General features: G+C 60.0%; 16 protein-coding genes. 6 read left to right on the top strand and 10 right to left on the bottom strand.

The features are described 5' to 3' along the window. Positions 1-79: 79 nt before the first annotated feature. From nth to metG, 7 genes are all read right to left on the bottom strand, one after another. Positions 80-718, bottom strand: coding sequence for an endonuclease III (nth, locus tag PBDP_RS23030; protein WP_109753850.1), 639 nt, complete (start codon positions 716-718; stop codon positions 80-82). After that, positions 715-1248, bottom strand: a complete 534-nt coding sequence (locus PBDP_RS23025; RefSeq protein ID WP_109753851.1) for an Rnf-Nqr domain containing protein — start codon at positions 1246-1248, stop codon at positions 715-717. Before PBDP_RS23025 ends, nth begins: the two co-directional genes overlap by 4 nt. Beyond that, positions 1241-1852, bottom strand: coding sequence for an RnfABCDGE type electron transport complex subunit G (locus PBDP_RS23020; RefSeq protein ID WP_109753852.1), 612 nt, complete (start codon positions 1850-1852; stop codon positions 1241-1243). The genes PBDP_RS23025 and PBDP_RS23020 overlap by 8 nt, the downstream gene beginning before the upstream one ends. Next, positions 1849-2835: an RnfABCDGE type electron transport complex subunit D gene (locus tag PBDP_RS23015; RefSeq protein WP_109753853.1), complete on the bottom strand. Its 987-nt coding sequence runs from the start codon at positions 2833-2835 to the stop codon at positions 1849-1851. The genes PBDP_RS23020 and PBDP_RS23015 overlap by 4 nt, the downstream gene beginning before the upstream one ends. Next, positions 2822-3838, bottom strand: a complete 1017-nt coding sequence (gene rsxB, locus PBDP_RS23010; protein WP_109753854.1) for an electron transport complex subunit RsxB — start codon at positions 3836-3838, stop codon at positions 2822-2824. Before rsxB ends, PBDP_RS23015 begins: the two co-directional genes overlap by 14 nt. Next, a complete protein-coding gene (locus tag PBDP_RS23005) occupies positions 3835-4407 on the bottom strand; it encodes an Rnf-Nqr domain containing protein (protein WP_109753855.1) in 573 nt (190 codons plus the stop codon). The genes rsxB and PBDP_RS23005 overlap by 4 nt, the downstream gene beginning before the upstream one ends. Before the next feature lie 130 nt (positions 4408-4537). Further along, the gene (metG, locus tag PBDP_RS23000; protein WP_109753856.1) at positions 4538-6583 is read right to left on the bottom strand and encodes a methionine--tRNA ligase; all 2046 of its coding nucleotides are present in this window, start codon (positions 6581-6583) and stop codon (positions 4538-4540) included. Between the two features lie 339 nt (positions 6584-6922). On the opposite strand from metG, the gene apbC reads away from it, so the two are divergent. Together apbC and PBDP_RS22990 are read left to right on the top strand one after the other, a co-directional pair. After that, complete coding sequence (gene apbC / locus PBDP_RS22995) at positions 6923-8017, top strand: iron-sulfur cluster carrier protein ApbC (RefSeq protein ID WP_212801372.1); 1095 nt, start codon at positions 6923-6925, stop codon at positions 8015-8017. A gap of 339 nt (positions 8018-8356) precedes the next feature. Next, positions 8357-9319 carry an IS110 family RNA-guided transposase gene (locus tag PBDP_RS22990; RefSeq protein WP_116832135.1) on the top strand — a complete coding sequence of 321 codons (963 nt, stop codon included), beginning with the start codon at positions 8357-8359 and terminating at the stop codon, positions 9317-9319. Positions 9320-9348: 29 nt separating this feature from the next. On the opposite strand, the gene PBDP_RS22985 is transcribed toward PBDP_RS22990, so the two are convergent. Beyond that, the gene (locus PBDP_RS22985) at positions 9349-10107 is read right to left on the bottom strand and encodes an SDR family oxidoreductase (protein ID WP_109753858.1); all 759 of its coding nucleotides are present in this window, start codon (positions 10105-10107) and stop codon (positions 9349-9351) included. A 164-nt stretch (positions 10108-10271) separates the two neighbouring features. Between PBDP_RS22985 and PBDP_RS22980 the strand changes: the two genes are divergently transcribed. From PBDP_RS22980 to groL, 4 genes are all read left to right on the top strand, one after another. Continuing rightward, the gene (locus PBDP_RS22980; protein ID WP_212801371.1) at positions 10272-11003 is read left to right on the top strand and encodes a HugZ family pyridoxamine 5'-phosphate oxidase; all 732 of its coding nucleotides are present in this window, start codon (positions 10272-10274) and stop codon (positions 11001-11003) included. Between the two features lie 66 nt (positions 11004-11069). Then, positions 11070-11546 carry an FxsA family protein gene (locus PBDP_RS22975; protein WP_109753860.1) on the top strand — a complete coding sequence of 159 codons (477 nt, stop codon included), beginning with the start codon at positions 11070-11072 and terminating at the stop codon, positions 11544-11546. Positions 11547-11789: 243 nt separating this feature from the next. Beyond that, positions 11790-12083, top strand: coding sequence for a co-chaperone GroES (locus tag PBDP_RS22970; protein WP_003178744.1), 294 nt, complete (start codon positions 11790-11792; stop codon positions 12081-12083). Positions 12084-12132: 49 nt separating this feature from the next. Beyond that, the gene (groL, locus tag PBDP_RS22965) at positions 12133-13776 is read left to right on the top strand and encodes a chaperonin GroEL (RefSeq protein ID WP_109753861.1); all 1644 of its coding nucleotides are present in this window, start codon (positions 12133-12135) and stop codon (positions 13774-13776) included. A 212-nt stretch (positions 13777-13988) separates the two neighbouring features. Here the strand turns inward: groL and PBDP_RS22960 are convergent, their stop codons facing one another. Both PBDP_RS22960 and PBDP_RS22955 read right to left on the bottom strand, forming a co-directional pair. Beyond that, positions 13989-14732 (bottom strand): phosphatase PAP2 family protein, encoded by a 744-nt coding sequence (locus PBDP_RS22960; protein ID WP_212801370.1) that lies wholly within the window; start codon positions 14730-14732, stop codon positions 13989-13991. A 53-nt stretch (positions 14733-14785) separates the two neighbouring features. After that, entirely contained in the window at positions 14786-16735 is a 1950-nt protein-coding gene (locus PBDP_RS22955) for an LTA synthase family protein (RefSeq protein ID WP_212801369.1), read from the bottom strand. Positions 16736-16912 lie beyond the last annotated feature (177 nt).

Here is a 16912-nt window from a genome sequence, read left to right as displayed (position 1 = left end):
TGGCGCTCCTTATATCGATAAACCACGGGCGGGTAAAAAAGATTTTTTCAATCGGTTGATCGATAAAATCAATAGCGCCTCAATCGTCGGAGGTCTTGTGCTTGTATTCGCATAAGTCTTCGATTCGACAGCTGCCACAGCGGGGCTTGCGCGCTAGGCAGACGTAGCGTCCGTGAAGGATGAGCCAGTGATGGGAGTCCAGCAGGAATTCCTTGGGGACGAATTTCATCAATTTCTTCTCGACCTCCACCACGTTTTTGCCGGGGGCCAGCCCGGTGCGGTTGCTGACACGGAAAATGTGGGTGTCGACCGCCATGGTCAACTGCCGAAACGCGGTGTTGAGTACGACGTTGGCGGTTTTGCGGCCCACGCCCGGAAGGGCTTCCAGCGCTTCACGGGTCTGTGGGACCTCACTGGCGTGGCGCTCGATCAACAGGCGGCAGGTCTCGATTACGTTTTTGGCCTTGCTGTTGAATAGCCCGATGGTCTTGATGTACTCGGACAGTCCCTCGACGCCCAGGGCATAGATCGCCTCTGGCGTATTGGCCACCGGGAAAAGTTTGGCCGTGGCTTTGTTGACGCCGACGTCGGTGGACTGGGCCGAGAGGATGACCGCGATCAGCAACTCGAACGGCGAGGAATAGGCCAGTTCGGTCTTTGGTTCCGGGTTGTCCTCGTGAAAGCGACGAAATATTTCCAGGCGTTTTGCGGCGTTCATGGGCGCGGCGTTTCCTCGATAGTTGAAGGGGGAGTGTCAGCCGTCCAAGCCTGTCGGGCCGCCAACAGCAGCCCAAGCAGAATGAACCCGCCTGGGGCGAGCAAGGCCAGGGGAAGGCTGCTGCCGATCAGCCCACGCACGGCGCCCAGGCTGATCATCAAGAGACCGAACAGCCCAACCAGCCTCAGGCGCCCAAGCCAGCGAGACTCAACGAAGAATCCCTCATGCTCCAGCGCCACGCAGCTCAGGGCGATCCAGCCAACGTAAAGGCTCAACGGACGGTACAGTTCCAGCGCCCAGGCTTGGACGATAAAGCCCGTGCAGGTGGTCAGGGTCGCGGCCAGCACGATGGAGGCGAGCAGCCGTTGACGGGTTGTCAGGCGCTGCCGGACAAGCCCCATCGTCAAACCATGGCTGAAGAGAATCAAGGCCCAGGCCAGCCACAACCCCAGCGCGCCGACCAGCGAATGACTCGCGCCGATCAATGGGACGAGCAGCAGGCCGTGTGTCAGCCCCCATGGTTTATTCATTCGCCGCCACCCCCGTCAACTGAGCCTTGTGCTCGTCGAAGTAACGCAGCGCATCGTGCACAGCCTGCAGGACCGCCCGGGATGTCACTGTCGCGCCTGCCAGTTGATCGAACTGCCCCTGGTCCTTTTTCAAGGCCCAGCCGCTGTCGTCAGGCGCCTGACGTGATTTACCGGTGAAAGTCTGCAGCCAGGCGTTCGGCCAACCGGCAATCGCCGCGCCCAACCCGCGTGTTTCGGATTGGCGCAGGGTCTTGACGCCCAGCAACCGGCCCTGAGGATCGATGGCGATCAGCAATTCGATGCTGCCTTCATAGCCCTGCGCCTGGCTACGTAGCAGCACGGCGCTGGGCTGGCCGCTGCGGGTCGCCAGGTAGCCGCCCAGCAGCGTGCTGTGAGCCAAGGTCACCGAGGCTGGGACAATGGGGTGCGCCAACGGCTGGTTGTCATAGCGGTCAGTGGGCAGCACCTCGAGCAAAGTTCTGTTCGCCAACGCTTGCCGCTGGGCCTCGATGCGCCCGGCCGTGCCGAGGTGAGTGAGGTAAGTGGCACCAACGCCCAGGCCGATCACCAGGATCAGGATTGCCACGCCGCCGCGATTATTCATGTCAGTGGCCGCCGTTGTCGCGCTTCGGCAAACCGGTCCAGTGCCGGTACTCCGAGGTTCATCAGCAACACCGCGAACGCCACGCCGTCCGGGTAACCAGCCCAGGTACGGATCAGATAGACCAGCAACCCCATACCTGCGCCAAACAGCAGGCGAGCGAGAGGGGCCTTGGCCCCCGAGACCGGTTCGGTCGCGATAAAAAACGCGCCGAGCATGGTTGCGCCGGTGAACAGGTGAAACAGCGGCGAGCCATGGGAGTCGGAACCCGAACCGTTCCAGCACAACAGGCTGACGATGGACAGGCTCGCCAGCATGCCCACCGGGGCATGCCAACTGAACACCCGCTGTTGCAGCAGAAACAGACCGCCCGCCAGGAAGGCCAGGTTGATCCATTCGACACCACTGCCACCGAAACGCCCGAAGGCCGGATCGTTGGCGAACAGTTCATCGATGGTCAGGCTCGTGTTGGTCCGCAGGCTGTCCAGCGCGGTTGCTCCGGCCCAGGCATCGGGCGTCGGGTGAGTGCCGAATACCTGCTGCAAGCCTTCAAGCAGGCCCATGGCATGGAGCGCCGGCCATTGGCTCATATGGGAGGGAAACGCCACCAACACCACGGCGTACCCAAGCATCGCCGGGTTGAACGGGTTGCTGCCGACGCCGCCCCACAGGTGCTTGCCGAACAGCAAGGCGCAGGCGGCCGCAGTCACGGTCAGCCACCAGGGGCAATAGGCCGGCAAGGCCAGGGCCAGCAGTGTGGCGCTAACCAGCGCGCTGCCATCGTTCAGCTCAGGTTTGAAGGGTCTGCCCCGTAAACGCAGTACCAACGCTTCGACTGCCAGCGCAGTGAGACCGGACAACAGCAGGTTGAGCAGCACGCCCCAGCCATGGAACCACAGCAATGCCAGCAGGCCGGGCAGTGTCGCCAGCAACACACGCGTCATCGCTTGGCGCAGCCGTTCATCCACGGGCTCAGGAAGCGGCATGGGCGTCCACCTGGCGTTCGGCATCCTTCACCGCTTGTTCCAATGCCCGCAGTTGTTCATCCGATACCGTAGCCGCCCGGGCCTTGCTGAGTTCGGCGCGGCGCATCGCCAGTTGGATCTTGGCTCGCTTCAGCTCGGCGCTGTTCGCCGGTGCAGGAGCTGGAGCGGTCGAGGGGGTGGCGTTTTCCAGTTGGCTCAGGGCCTGCTCGGCTGCTTCGAACTGGCGTTGCAGCACGATCAGTTGCGACTGTTGCTCGAAGGTTGGCGGATGGCCGAACGCTTTCAAGGATTTGTTCAATTGCGCCCGGCTCATGGCCAGGTCGACCTTGGCTTTTTTCAAGGCAGCATCGGCGGTGGCGGCTTTTTGCGCGCGCACGCGCTCCAGTGCGGCTTGTACGGGGTCGAGTGCCTGGCCCTGTTCCTGGGGTTGAGTCTGGGCTGCGCGTTGGTTGCGAGCCAGGCGTTCGGCCTGGCGCTGTTCTTCTTCGCGGCGTAGGCGCGTATTGCGCTGTTCGAAGCGGCGCCGGGCGTGGTTGCGCTTGGCGGTTCGCGCCTGTTGCTCTGCGGCGCTGAAGGCCAGGCCGCCGACGATCGGCAGGGTCGCCGTCGGCAGAGGACGCATTTCAATGCAATCGACCGGACAGGGCGCCACGCAAAGATCGCAGCCGGTGCATTCGTCGATGAGGACGGTGTGCATCAGCTTCGCCGCGCCGACAATCGCGTCCACCGGGCAGGCCTGGATGCACTTGGTACAACCGATGCATTCGGCTTCGCGGATAAAGGCAATCTGCGCCGGGGCACTGCCGCGGCTGGTGTCCAGTTCCAATACTGGCACTTTCATCAGCTCGGCCAGGGCGGCGATGGTTTCGCGTCCACCGGGCGGGCATTTGTTGATCGGCTCACCCTGGGCGATGCCTTCGGCGTAGGGCTTGCACCCGGGATGGCCGCACTTGCCGCACTGAGTCTGCGGCAGCAAGGCGTCGATACGTTGAATCAGGCTCATGTTTTGACCAGCCCGCGCAATCCGAGAAAGGCCACCGCCATCAGTCCGGCGCTGATCAACTGAATCGGCAGGCCCCGAAAGGGCAGGGGAATATCGTTATTGAAGACGCGTTGGCGCAAATCATCGAACAGGCTCAGCACCAGCCAGAATCCCAGCCCGGCGCCCAGGCTCGTGGCGATGGCATGGCCCAGGCCCCGATCATCCTGGCTGTTGAGTAGCGTGAGGCCGAGGATACCGGCATTTGCGAGCAACAGCGGCCACAGCCCCTCGAACGGCAATGCCGGCAGCCAGCGCGCCAGCCAGTGCAGCAATGGGCCGATCAACAGCACGCTCAAGGACAACCAGGCAAACAGGCGCAGCGATGTCAGGTTTGCCGGGACCAGCAGCCAGTGGTCCAGCAGATAGCCCAAGGCGCCAACCATCAGCATCAGGAACGCCGTCGCCAGGCCCAAGGCGTGCACCTGCTTTCGACCATTGGCCGCCAGCAGCGGATCGACGCCCAGCGGCCAATGCAACACGAGGTTGTTGATCAGGGCAGCGCTGAACAGCGTGAGGACGATTTCGGTCATGGGCGTGTTGGCAACAAAGGGCCTGTTACAAGATTAGGCATTATCCGGCACGCCGGGAGGGCGGGCCAGATATGAAAATCCCACAGCCGCCTGCGAAGCGACTGTGGGATCGGTGCAACAAGCGGTCGCGTTACTTGATCCGCTGGCCCGGCTTGGCGCCGCTGTCGGGGCTCAACAGGTAGATTTCCTCACCACCGGGGCCTGCCGCCATCACCATGCCTTCGGAGATACCGAAGCGCATTTTGCGTGGCTTGAGGTTGGCGATCATCATCGTCAAGCGGCCTTCAAGCTTGGCGGGGTCCGGGTAGGCACTCTTGATGCCGGAGAACACGTTGCGTTGCTCATCGCCAATGTCCAGGGTCAGGCGCAACAGCTTGTCGGCGCCTTCGACGGCCTCGGCCTTGACGATCAGCGCCACGCGCAGGTCAACGGCAGCGAAGGCGTCGAAGTCGATTTCCGGCGACAGCGGGTCCTTGGCCAGTTCGCCGTTCCCGGCCGGCGCGCCGGTATCGGTCTGGCTGGCGGCCAGGTCTTCCTTGGAGGCGTCGGTCATGGCTTGCACCTTGGTGGCGTCGATGCGAGTCATCAACGGCTTGAACTCGTTCAGCTGATGGTTGCTCAGCAGCGTCTGGTGATCGTTCCAGGTCAGCGGCGCGACGTTGAGGAACGCCTCGGCATCGGCGGCCAGCAGCGGCAGCACCGGCTTGAGGAAAATCACCAGCTGGCGGAACAGGTTGATGCCCAGGGCGCAGATCGCCTGGACTTCGTCCTGCTTGCCTTCCTGCTTGGCCAGCGACCAGGGCGCCTTGTCGGCGATCCAGGCATTGGCGCGATCGGCCAGGGCCATGATTTCGCGCATGGCGCGGGCAAAGTCGCGGCTCTCATAGGCTTCGGCGATGCTTGGCGCGGCGGCGAGGAAGGCGTCGGTCAACTCCGGCGCGGCATTGCCCGCAACCAGGACACCGGCGTTGCCTTTGTGGATAAAACCGGCGCAACGGCTGGCAATGTTGACTACCTTGCCTACCAGGTCGGAGTTGACCTTCTGCACGAAGTCTTCGAGGTTCAGGTCCAGGTCATCGACGCCACGGCCGAGCTTGGCCGCGTAGTAGTAGCGCAGGTATTCCGGCGACAGGTGGTCCAGGTAGGTCCGGGCCTTGATGAAGGTGCCGCGGGACTTGGACATTTTCTGGCCGTTGACGGTCAGGTAGCCGTGGACATTGATGCCGGTCGGTTTACGGAAGCCCGCGCCTTCGAGCATGGCGGGCCAGAACAGCGCATGGAAGTTGACGATGTCCTTGCCGATGAAGTGGTACAGCTCGGCGGTGGAGTCCTTGCCCCAGAACGCATCGAAGTCCAGCTCCGGCGTGCGGTTGCAGAGGTTCTTGAAACTCGCCATGTAGCCGATCGGTGCGTCCAGCCACACGTAGAAATACTTGCCGGGCTCGTCGGGGATCTCGAAACCGAAGTACGGCGCATCGCGGGAGATGTCCCACTGTTGCAGGCCGGCGTCGAGCCATTCGGCGATCTTGTTGGCCACGGCGTCCTGCAGGGTGCCGCTGCGGGTCCAGGCTTGCAGCATCTGCTGGAAGTCCGGCAGCTTGAAGAAGAAATGCTGGGAGTCCTTGAGCACCGGTGTGGCCCCGGAAATCGCCGATTTCGGGTCCTTCAGGTCGGTCGGAGCGTAGGTGGCGCCACATTTTTCGCAGTTGTCGCCGTACTGGTCCTCGGTGCCGCATTTCGGGCAGGTGCCCTTGATGAAGCGGTCGGCCAGGAACATTTTCTTTTCCGGGTCGAAATACTGGGTGATCGAACGGGTGGCAATGTGCCCGGCGTCACGCAGCTTCAGGTAGATCTGGCTCGACAGCTCGCGGTTTTCTTCGGCGTGGGTGGAGTGGAAGTTGTCGAAATCCACCAGGAACTCGGCAAAGTCGGCGCTGTGTTCAGCCTGGACGTTGGCGATCAGTTGTTCCGGGGTGATGCCTTCCTTTTCCGCGCGCAGCATGATGGCCGAACCGTGGGCGTCGTCGGCGCAGACATAAATGCATTGGTTGCCGCGATGCTTCTGGAAGCGCACCCACATATCGGTCTGGATGTATTCCAGCATATGGCCGAGGTGAATCGAACCATTGGCATAGGGCAGGGCGCTGGTGACGAGGATCTTGCGTGGCTCGGACATGGGGCTCGGCTACTTGATGAAACGGAGGTCGGCCACTATAAAGCGCCGGGAAATATATTTCACCCCACTGGCCTGTTTCCGGATGCGTTGTTGGGAGCGGTATAGACACAACCTGTGGCGAGGGGATTTATCCCCGCTGGACTGCGCAGCAGTCCCAAAACATTCGAACCTGACCAGTCTGATTCACCGAAGCGCCAGGTTTTGGGGGCGCTTCGCAACCCAGCGGGGATAAATCCCCTCGCCACAAAAGGTGTTCGCACCGCGGTAATCGGGTCGCCACAACAGCATGCGCGGCGTAGGATAGCGGCCTGTTTTCAAGTCTTGCTATCGGAGTTGCCCATGAGCGCCGTCAATCGCGCAGCGGTGGAAGCCGTTCTTCGCCAGTACACCGACCCCTACCTGAATCAGGACCCGGTCAGCGCCGGATGCGTGCGCACCATCGACATTCAGGGCGATCGCGTCAGCGTCCAGCTGGAAATCGGCTACGCCGCCGATCTGTTCAAGAGCGGTTGGGCGCAAATGCTGCAAATGGCGATCGAGTCCCTGGACGGTGTAGCCAGCGCCAAAGTCGACATCACCAGCGTGATCGCTGCTCACAAGGCCCAGGCGCAGGTACCGGGGCTGGCGAACGTCAAGAATGTCATCGCCGTGGCCTCGGGCAAGGGCGGCGTGGGCAAGTCCACCACCGCAGCCAACCTGGCCCTGGCCCTGGCCCGTGAAGGGGCCAAGGTCGGGATTCTCGACGCGGACATCTACGGCCCGAGCCAGGGCATCATGTTCGGCGTGGTCGAGGGCACCCGGCCCCAGGTCAAGGACCAGAAGTGGTTCGTGCCGATCCAGTCCCATGGCGTGGAAGTCATGTCCATGGCCTTCCTGACCGACGACAACACGCCGATGGTCTGGCGCGGGCCGATGGTTTCCGGTGCCCTGCTGCAACTGGTGACGCAAACCGCCTGGGGTGACCTGGATTACCTGGTGATCGACATGCCGCCAGGCACTGGCGATATCCAGCTGACGCTGGCGCAGAAAGTCCCGGTGGCCGGGGCGGTGATCGTCACCACCCCTCAAGACCTGGCCCTGCTGGACGCGCGCAAGGGCGTGGAAATGTTCCGCAAAGTGAACATCCCGGTGCTGGGCGTGGTGGAAAACATGGCCGTGCACATCTGCTCGAACTGCGGGCATGCCGAGCATCTGTTCGGCGAAGGTGGCGGGGAAAAACTGGCGAGCCAGTACGGCGTCGAACTGCTGGCCTCGCTGCCGTTGTCGATGCTGATCCGCGAACAGGCCGACGGCGGCAAGCCCACGGTCATCGCCGAGCCGGACAGCCAGATCGCCATGGTCTATCAGGAGCTGGCCCGCCATGTGGGCGCGCGGATCGTGTTGCAAGAGGCCGCATCACAGGCGATGCCGAACATCACTGTCAGCGACGATTGATGCTGCACAGCAATTTGAGCAGCTAACCAGGCTGCTCCTTTGAAATGCAATCCCTTGTGGGAGCGAGCCTGCTCGCGATAGCGGTATATCAGCCACATCAAGGCTGACTGACCTGACGCGATCGCGAGCAGGCTCGCTTGTATGTTTAGACTTGAAGGGGTGGGCGGGACTAAAAGCTCGATTCCGACTCTAGCCAGTACGGACCGTGGGAGACTTCTCGTTCCGCCCTTTCTACCTAAAGCGCCGATAAGGAATTCATCGGTAAAACCGACGATAGAGGCAAGCCAGCGCAAAGGTAGACCCCGACAAGCACCTAAACCCTAGCTCCGAGGATTCGTCATGACAATCCTTAACTCACCAACGGTTATTGGTATCGATGTAGCGAAGGCCGAAATCGTCGTTTACCGCGAAGACCTGAAAATCACTCAAGCCATCGCCAACCACCGCGAAGCTCTTGGCCGGTGGCTCAAAACGCTACCAGCCCAAAGCTCGATTGCGCTGGAAGCCACCAGCTTTTATCACCTGGACACAGCTGAGCTGGCCCATGGAATGGGGTTTCATGTTTACGTTGTGGATCCTTATCGGGTGGCCCATTACCGTGAAAGTATTGGGCTGCGGGCTAAAACTGATCCTTGTGATGCGCGTTTGCTGGCTCGGTATCTAACGAACGAGCAAGCAAGGCTGCGTATCTGGAGCCCACCTCCAGAAGCCTACAAAGTGTTAAAAAACCTGCTTAGAAAACGTGCGGCACTCATCAAGGCCCGCGTCAGTATCGTGCTGAGTTTTTCGAACGAACCGTGTCTGAAGGACATCTTGGCCCGGCAGTTGGAGGTCTTCAAAGAGTCCGATCAGGCCATTCAGAAACTAATGCGTGAGGCCAGCCAAGCGGCAGGGATCACTGAAAACATCAACCGCTGCAAAGCCATCGAAGGGATTGGTGAACTGACGGCCATTGGCTTGGCGACCGCATTCATGCGCGGTCACTTTGTCAGTGGCGATGCATTCATTGCTTTCTTGGGGATGGATTTGCGTCCAAAAGATTCAGGGAAGAAGCACAGTCCTCGTCACTTGAGCAAAAAAGGGGACGGGGAGCTACGACGCCTGGCGCACAACGCCGCGATGGCGGCCTGTCGGTCTCCTGCCTGGAAACCTTACTATGAGGCCTTCTTGGCACGAGGCCTGGCCAGAACTCAGGCCTTGGTTATCCTCGCCCGCAAGTTGTGTCGGGTAGCATTCGCCCTGATGAAAAATCAGAGCGAATACCAACCAAATTCACGGTTGCAGGGTTCCCCTGCAACATAGAATCTCCCACATTGATTGTGTGCAGGTTCTTAGATCCGCAACCCGCCATCCATCTCCAGGATCCGACCGGTGTAATAGTCGTTCTCGAAGATGTACGCCGCCGAATGAGCAATCTCCTCGGGCTTGCCCATGCGCTTGAGCGGAATCCCCGAGGTCATTTTTTCCAGGGCTTCGGGCTTCATGCCCAGGGTCATCTCGGTTTCAATGAAGCCCGGTGCGATGCCGGCGACACGGATGCCGTAGCGTGCCAGCTCCTTGGCCCAGGTCACGGTGGCGGCGGCCACGCCGGCCTTGGCGGCCGAGTAGTTGGTCTGGCCGACATTGCCGGCGCGGGAAATCGACGAGATATTGATGATGGCGCCACTGTTTTTCAGCTCTACCATTTTCGCCGCCACTTCACGGGTGCACAGGAATACACCGGTCAGGTTGACGTCGATCACGGCTTGCCACTGGGCCAGGCTCATCTTGGTCATTTCGCCGTCCTTGACCTTGAGCAGCAGGCCGTCGCGCAGGATCCCGGCGTTGTTGATCAGGCCGTGGATCGCGCCGAAATCCTCGGCTACCCGAGCGACCATGTCGGTCACTTGTTCTTCATTGGCGACGTTGCACAGGTAGGCACGCGCCTCGACACCCTTGGCTGTGCAGGCGGCAACGGCCTGGTCGAGTTTTTCCTGGTTGAGGTCCACCAAGGCGAGTTTCGCGCCTTTCCCCGCCAGATACTCGGCCATGGAGCGGCCCAAACCCTGGCAACCGCCGGTGATAATGATTACTTTGTCGGTGAGTTGCATTCTCATGTCCAGATGGCGCAGCGGTGAAGGGGACCTTTTGGGAGGCCTCTCGATTTGCGACGGTGTAGCCCGGCTGCACACGAGAACTGTCCCATAGGCGTACCGGAACATTACTCCAGTCGCCTGACCGTTTTCTAGACGGATTTCATAAAAGGAGTCATAAATTGAGCGTTGAAGCTGCCAAGAATGCCCGGGAACTGCTGCTCAAGGAATACCGTGGAGTGCTCGCCACTCATTCCAAATCCATGCCCGGCTTTCCGTTCGGTTCCGTCGTGCCCTATTGCCTGGACGAACAAGGCCGGCCCCTGATCCTGATCAGCCGCATCGCCCAGCACACGCACAATCTGCAAAAAGACCCCAAGTGTTCGATGCTGGTAGGCGAGCGCGGTGCCGAGGATGTGCAGGCCGTGGGGCGCCTGACCTATCTGGCCGAGGCCCGGAAACTCGAAGACAGTGCCGCCATCGAGGCTGCCGCCGAGCGTTATTACCGCTATTTCCCTGACTCGCAGAACTACCACAAGGCCCATGATTTCGATTTCTGGGTGCTCGACCCGGTGCGCCATCGCTACATCGGCGGCTTTGGTGCCATCCACTGGATCGACCAGCTCACCCTGGCCAATCCCTTCGCCGGCAAAGCCGAAGCCAGCATGATTGAGCACATGAACGCCGATCACGCCAAGGCCATCGCCCATTACGTGGAGTTGGCCGGCCTGCCGAAAAGCGAACCGGCGCAATTGGTAGGCATCGACAGCGAAGGCATGCACCTGCGTATCGGCCAGGGCCTGCATTGGCTGGCGTTTGCGACGCCTTGCAACACGCCGACACAAGTGCGCGAAGCCTTGGTTTATCTGGCTCACGCCGAGCAATGGCCGAAAAATGCACAAGTCGACGCTTGAATTCACGAAAGAACGACGTCATTTAGGTTTTCATAGCAAGGCATTCTTGCGTTGAGGAACCATTTGATGCGCCCTTTTTTGTTGCTCTTTCTGCTGTTCCCGGTGTTGGAGCTGTTCGTATTCGTCAAGGTCAGCGGTGCGATCGGGTTTTTCCCGGCGCTGCTGCTGGTCATTCTCGGCTCGATGCTCGGCGTGTTCGTGCTGCGCATTGCCGGCCTCGCCACAGCGTTGCGGGCTCGTGAAAGCCTGAACCGTGGCGAGCTGCCAGCCCAGACCATGCTCGAAGGCCTGATGCTGGCCTTGGGTGGCGGCCTGTTGATCCTGCCAGGCTTTATCAGCGACGTAGTGGGCCTGGTCATGCTGTTGCCATTCACCCGTCGGATGCTGGCCAATAAAATGCGTCAGCGCGCCGAAGAGCAGGCGATGCGTCAGCGGGCCTTTGCCGATGACCTGCAACCCCGTGGTGGTCCGGCCCCGCGCCAGCCTGTAGGGCGCGAGCCCAATGTGATCGAAGGCGAGTTCGAACACCGGGATTCCAAGTAAAACCCTCGATACGGCGCCTTCGGGCGCCGTGTTCGTTTTGGCTGCGCGAAGTAAAAAAATTTCTCCCCCCGCCCTTGTAATCCACTTGTACGCCCTTATGTAACGGTCACCGCAAGGTTTCCGGTGGTGACACCGGACAGACTTCCGCGGTTCGACTGACGAACCGCACCCGGCTCTGCCGGCTTTGTTAAACCCGCCGGGACTACACCGGCCGATGAAAACCACAATTAGGAGAGATCGACAATGAAGCTTCGTCCTCTGCATGACCGCGTCGTCGTCCGTCGCAGCGAAGAAGAAAAGAAAACCGCTGGCGGTATCGTCCTGCCAGGTTCGGCTGCTGAAAAGCCAAACCAGGGTGAAGTCCTCGCTGTAGGCCCAGGCAAAGCACTGGAAAACGGTGAAGTACGTGCGCTGTCCGTGAAAGTGGGTGACAAGGTTGTTTTCGGCCCTTACTCCGGTAGCAACACTGTGAAAGTTGATGGCGAAGACCTGCTGGTTATCGGCGAGAGCGAAATCCTCGCTGTTATCGAAGGCTGATTCCCCGCTCATTTTTCCGCGACTACAAAGTATTTAAGGAATATCGATCATGGCTGCTAAAGAAGTTAAATTCGGCGATTCCGCCCGCAAGAAAATGCTCGCCGGTGTCAACGTCCTGGCTGACGCAGTAAAAGCGACCCTGGGCCCGAAAGGCCGTAACGTGATCATCGAGAAGAGCTTCGGCGCTCCGACCATCACCAAGGACGGCGTTTCCGTAGCCAAGGAAATCGAGCTCAAGGACCGCTTCGAAAACATGGGCGCGCAACTGGTCAAGGACGTTGCCTCCCGTGCCAACGACGACGCCGGTGACGGCACCACCACCGCTACCGTCCTGGCTCAATCGATCGTCAACGAAGGCCTGAAAGCCGTCGCTGCCGGCATGAACCCGATGGACCTCAAGCGCGGCATCGACAAGGCGACCATCGCCATTGTCAAGGAACTCAAAGGCCTGTCCAAGCCGTGCGCTGACACCAAGGCAATCGCCCAGGTCGGCACCATCTCCGCCAACTCCGACAGCTCCATCGGCGACATCATTGCCGAAGCCATGGAAAAAGTCGGTAAAGAAGGCGTGATCACCGTTGAAGAAGGCTCGGGCCTGGAAAACGAACTGTCGGTTGTAGAAGGCATGCAGTTCGACCGTGGCTACCTGTCCCCGTACTTCGTCAACAAGCCGGACACCATGACCGCCGAGCTCGACGGCCCGCTGATCCTGCTGGTCGACAAGAAGATCTCGAACATCCGCGAAATGCTGCCAGTGCTGGAAGCCGTTGCCAAAGCCGGCCGCCCACTGCTGATCGTGGCCGAAGACGTCGAAGGCGAAGCCTTGGCGACTCTGGTTGTGAACAACATGCGTGGCATCGTTAAAGTCGCAGCCGTCAAGGCTCCAGGCTTCGGCGATCGTCGCAAGGCCATGCTGCAGGACATCGCCGTACTGACCGGCGGTACCGTTATCTCCGAAGAGATCGGCCTGAGCCTGGAAAGCACCACCCTGGAGCACCTGGGTAACGCCAAGCGCGTGATCCTGTCCAAGGAAAACACCACCGTGATCGACGGTGCCGGCGTCGAGGCTGATATCCAGGCTCGCGTTACTCAGATCCGCGCACAAGTGGCCGAGACTTCGTCCGACTACGACCGTGAAAAACTGCAAGAGCGCCTGGCCAAGCTGTCCGGCGGCGTTGCAGTGATCAAGGTTGGCGCCGGTTCCGAAGTTGAAATGAAAGAGAAGAAAGCCCGCGTTGAAGACGCCCTGCACGCCACCCGTGCAGCCGTTGAAGAAGGCGTGGTACCTGGCGGCGGCGTGGCACTGGTTCGTGCCCTGCAAGCCATCAGCGAACTCAAAGGCGACAACGATGACCAGAACGTGGGCATCCAGTTGCTGCGTCGCGCTGTAGAAGCTCCTCTGCGCCAGATCGTTGCCAACTCCGGCGACGAGCCAAGCGTTGTGGTCGACAAGGTCAAGCAGGGTTCGGGTAACTACGGTTACAACGCTGCTACCGGCGAATACGGCGACATGATCGAAATGGGTATCCTGGACCCAGCCAAAGTGACTCGTTCGGCTCTGCAAGCGGCTTCGTCGATTGCCAGCCTGATGATCACCACCGAGGCGATGATCGCTGAAATCAAGGAAGACGCTCCAGCTGGCGGCGGCATGCCAGACATGGGCGGCATGGGTGGCATGGGCGGCATGATGTAAGCCAGCCTTACCCCTGTAGCGAAAAGCCCCGCCTGCGAAAGCAAGCGGGGTTTTTTATTGCCTTGGATTTATCTCAGGCTTGAAGCTGCACCCATCTGTCTCTGTGGGAGCAAAGCTTGCTCGCGATCGCAGTGGGTCAGCTTGCCAGGATGCTGACGCTGCCCTCGCAATCGCGAGCAAGCTTTGCTCCCACAGGGTTTGTCCGGGGGCTTTCAGGCATTGACGGGATGAGTGACGGCCACACGCTCAGATGTAGAGGCCGGTCGGTACAGGATGTAGTAGTAACACCCCAGGCAAATCAGCCAACAGAACACCGCTGTCCACACGTTGTGGGAAAAGAAATGCGCCCCTTGCATCATCCGCCCCAGGGAAAACACCGTTCCCAGCGTGAAGGCGAGTACCAGGGCCTGGCGGGCCAGGCGTGGGCGGCGGTCGCGCAGCACGAAAAACAGCGCAAACAAGGTGAACCCGGTGGCGGCATGACCGCCGGGCCAGCATCGGCCGGGTTTGTCCGTGGCCGGGCGTGGGCTTAGCAGCTCACTGTAGGTTTCCTTGCCTCCGAACTCCTTCAAACTCCAGGGGCATTGCACCGCCGTCACCGCTTTCATCGGTGTGACGAAGGATGTGGCCAGGGCCAGGGACAGCACCAGGCAACCCAGTTCGCGTTTGAATGGCTTGAGCCGGGCGACGAAAAACGAACTGATAAACCCGAGGATCGCCAGGACGGAAAAGGCGATGACGACTTGTTTTGCCCGGTCATGGAGGATGTTTTCCAGAAAGTAGCTGTGGCGCCCGATGAAGTCGCCGATGGCCGGGTCATAGAACAATCGGGCCAAATCCATGTCCAGATCGGTCCACTCCAACAAAACCAGCGTAATTGCCGCAACGGCGGGAATGGCGAGGCACAACCAGAAGTTCAGCGGGCGAGGGGTAGGGCGTAGAACGCTTGATGACATGACAGATCCTGAACCAAGAAAGCGCCCCAGGGCATCAGCCTGGGGCAGTTCGATTAACGTTCGCTGACTTGCTCGACACCCTCCTTGGGTGTTCTCCAGCCAAGCAGCTGTTGCTTGAAGCCATAACTGGCGGTTTGGTAATACGTAATGGCGCGACTGATCAGAGGGTCTGTGTTATCTGCCCGGGATTCGCGACTTTCGGTCAGCGCATCGTCATGCCGTCGCAGGCCTTGGCGTGGACTGAGGATTGCCAGATCCTTGCCGTCGAACAGGCCCAGATGTTGATAATTGCCTACGACGACGCGGGGCGGCAACGGGTTGTCCTGTAGCAGATTGCGACCGAAGAACGTCGACTGGTAATCCATGTTCAGCAAACCGAGCAAGGTGGGTGCGAGATCGATCTGGCTGGCCAACTGGCCGCTTTCCCGCGGCTCGATCAGCTTCGGCGCGTAGATGAACAGCGGGATCTGATAATTGCTGATCGGTAGGTCTTCCTTGCCGGCGCTGCCGGCGGTATGGTCGGCCACGAAAACGAAGATCGTGTTATCGAACCACGGTTTTTGCCGTGCCTGTTCCAGAAACTGACCAATGGCGTAATCGGTGTATTTCACTGCCCCATCACGGCCATTGCCGGACTTGATGTCGATCCGATTATCCGGATAGGTGTAGGGACGGTGATTGGACGTGGTCATCAACTGCAATAAGAATGGCTGTTGCCTGGCGTAATTGCTATCGGCCAGTTTCAACGTCTGTGTGTACAGATCCTCGTCGGCCATGCCCCATGCATTCTTGAAGTGGATCTCGGATTCATCGACGCTGCTTTGATCGACGACCCGATAGCCATTGCCGCTGAAAAACGCGTTCATGTTATCGAAGTAACCGCGCCCGCCGTACACAAACACACTGTCGTAGCCGACTGCGTTCAATTGCTGGCCAAGGCTGGCGAAGCCGCTTTCCCGGCCAATGCGCTTGACGATCGAGCGTCCCGGGGTAGGCGGAATAGCCAGGGTGATGGCTTCCAGGCCTCGGTCGGTGCGGGTGCCCGTAGCGTAGAAATTATTGAAGTACAGGCTCTGTTGGCGCAAGGCGTCCAGATTGGGTGTCAAGTTGCGTTGGTCACCATTGCTGCCCAGGTATTTGGCGCTGAGGCTTTCGATGGTCACCAGCACGATGTTCGGTGTACGGGCGGTGCCGGGGTTGTCGATCATTCGGCGGATATCCTGCGGATCCTCACCGATGAAGCGCGCATGGGGCTCGCTCAGTTCGGCACGTATCTGCTGGGCGACGGTGGCCGGGGCCAAGTGGCTGTAGAACTGTTCATAGTCCAGTTCGTTGTTACGAAACGCCGCGAAGAACTGATACGGGCCGTTGCTCGCCAGTTCGTTCCGATAGGCATTGCCGCCCTGAGCGCGTGGCGCATCCTGGCTGAGCAATTGCAAGCTCAGGGCCGCGACAGCCAGCAGGCCTGATGCACTGAGCAGGCGCCCGCGCAAGGGTGGCAATGGCGCGGCCAGCGCTGCATTGAACGGTTTGCCCAAAGCCAGGCTCAATCCCACGGCCAGTACCGCGAGAATCGTCAGCAGGGTGCCGATTGGGTACGATTCCAGCACGTTGTTCAGCACTTCATCGGAATAGACCAAGTAGTCGACAGCGATGAAGTTGAAACGCACGCCGAATTCATCCCAGAACAGCCATTCGGCGACGGCGGTGAACAACATGACGAATACGCTGACTGTCAGCAGCCCCCGAAGAAACCAGCGGTGACCGCGACGACGCCATAGGGCCGGAGGGCAAAGCAGCAAATACAGCCCCATCGGCAAAATTGCATAGGCAAGAAACCCTAGGTCATACAGCAAGCCGGTGCCAAACACGGAAAACGCGACACCTCCAGCCTCATCCAAGTGAGTGAGCAGTAGAAAGGTTCGGGTCAGGAGAAACACCACCAGCCAGGCGCTGGTGATCAACAGCAGAAAGCGCATGGGCGCTGCTTTGATAAAGTCCATTTACTACTTTCCTTATATATCAATCCGATAGCGCGAGAGTGTTGCTCCTTCACTGTAGTCAGGGTGTGAATCGATAGTGAAAAAACTATAAAAAACTGATGGGTGGTAGGTGTCGATTTTCCGCAGCCTCCAGCCCTAGCCCTGAATCGGCATTGGCCGTAAGCTGCGCGGGCCAAG

It is taken from the genome of Pseudomonas sp. St290, from assembly GCF_018325805.1.
Lineage (GTDB): Bacteria > Pseudomonadota > Gammaproteobacteria > Pseudomonadales > Pseudomonadaceae > Aquipseudomonas > Aquipseudomonas bijieensis.
This window is presented reverse-complemented; position numbering and strand designations above follow the sequence as displayed.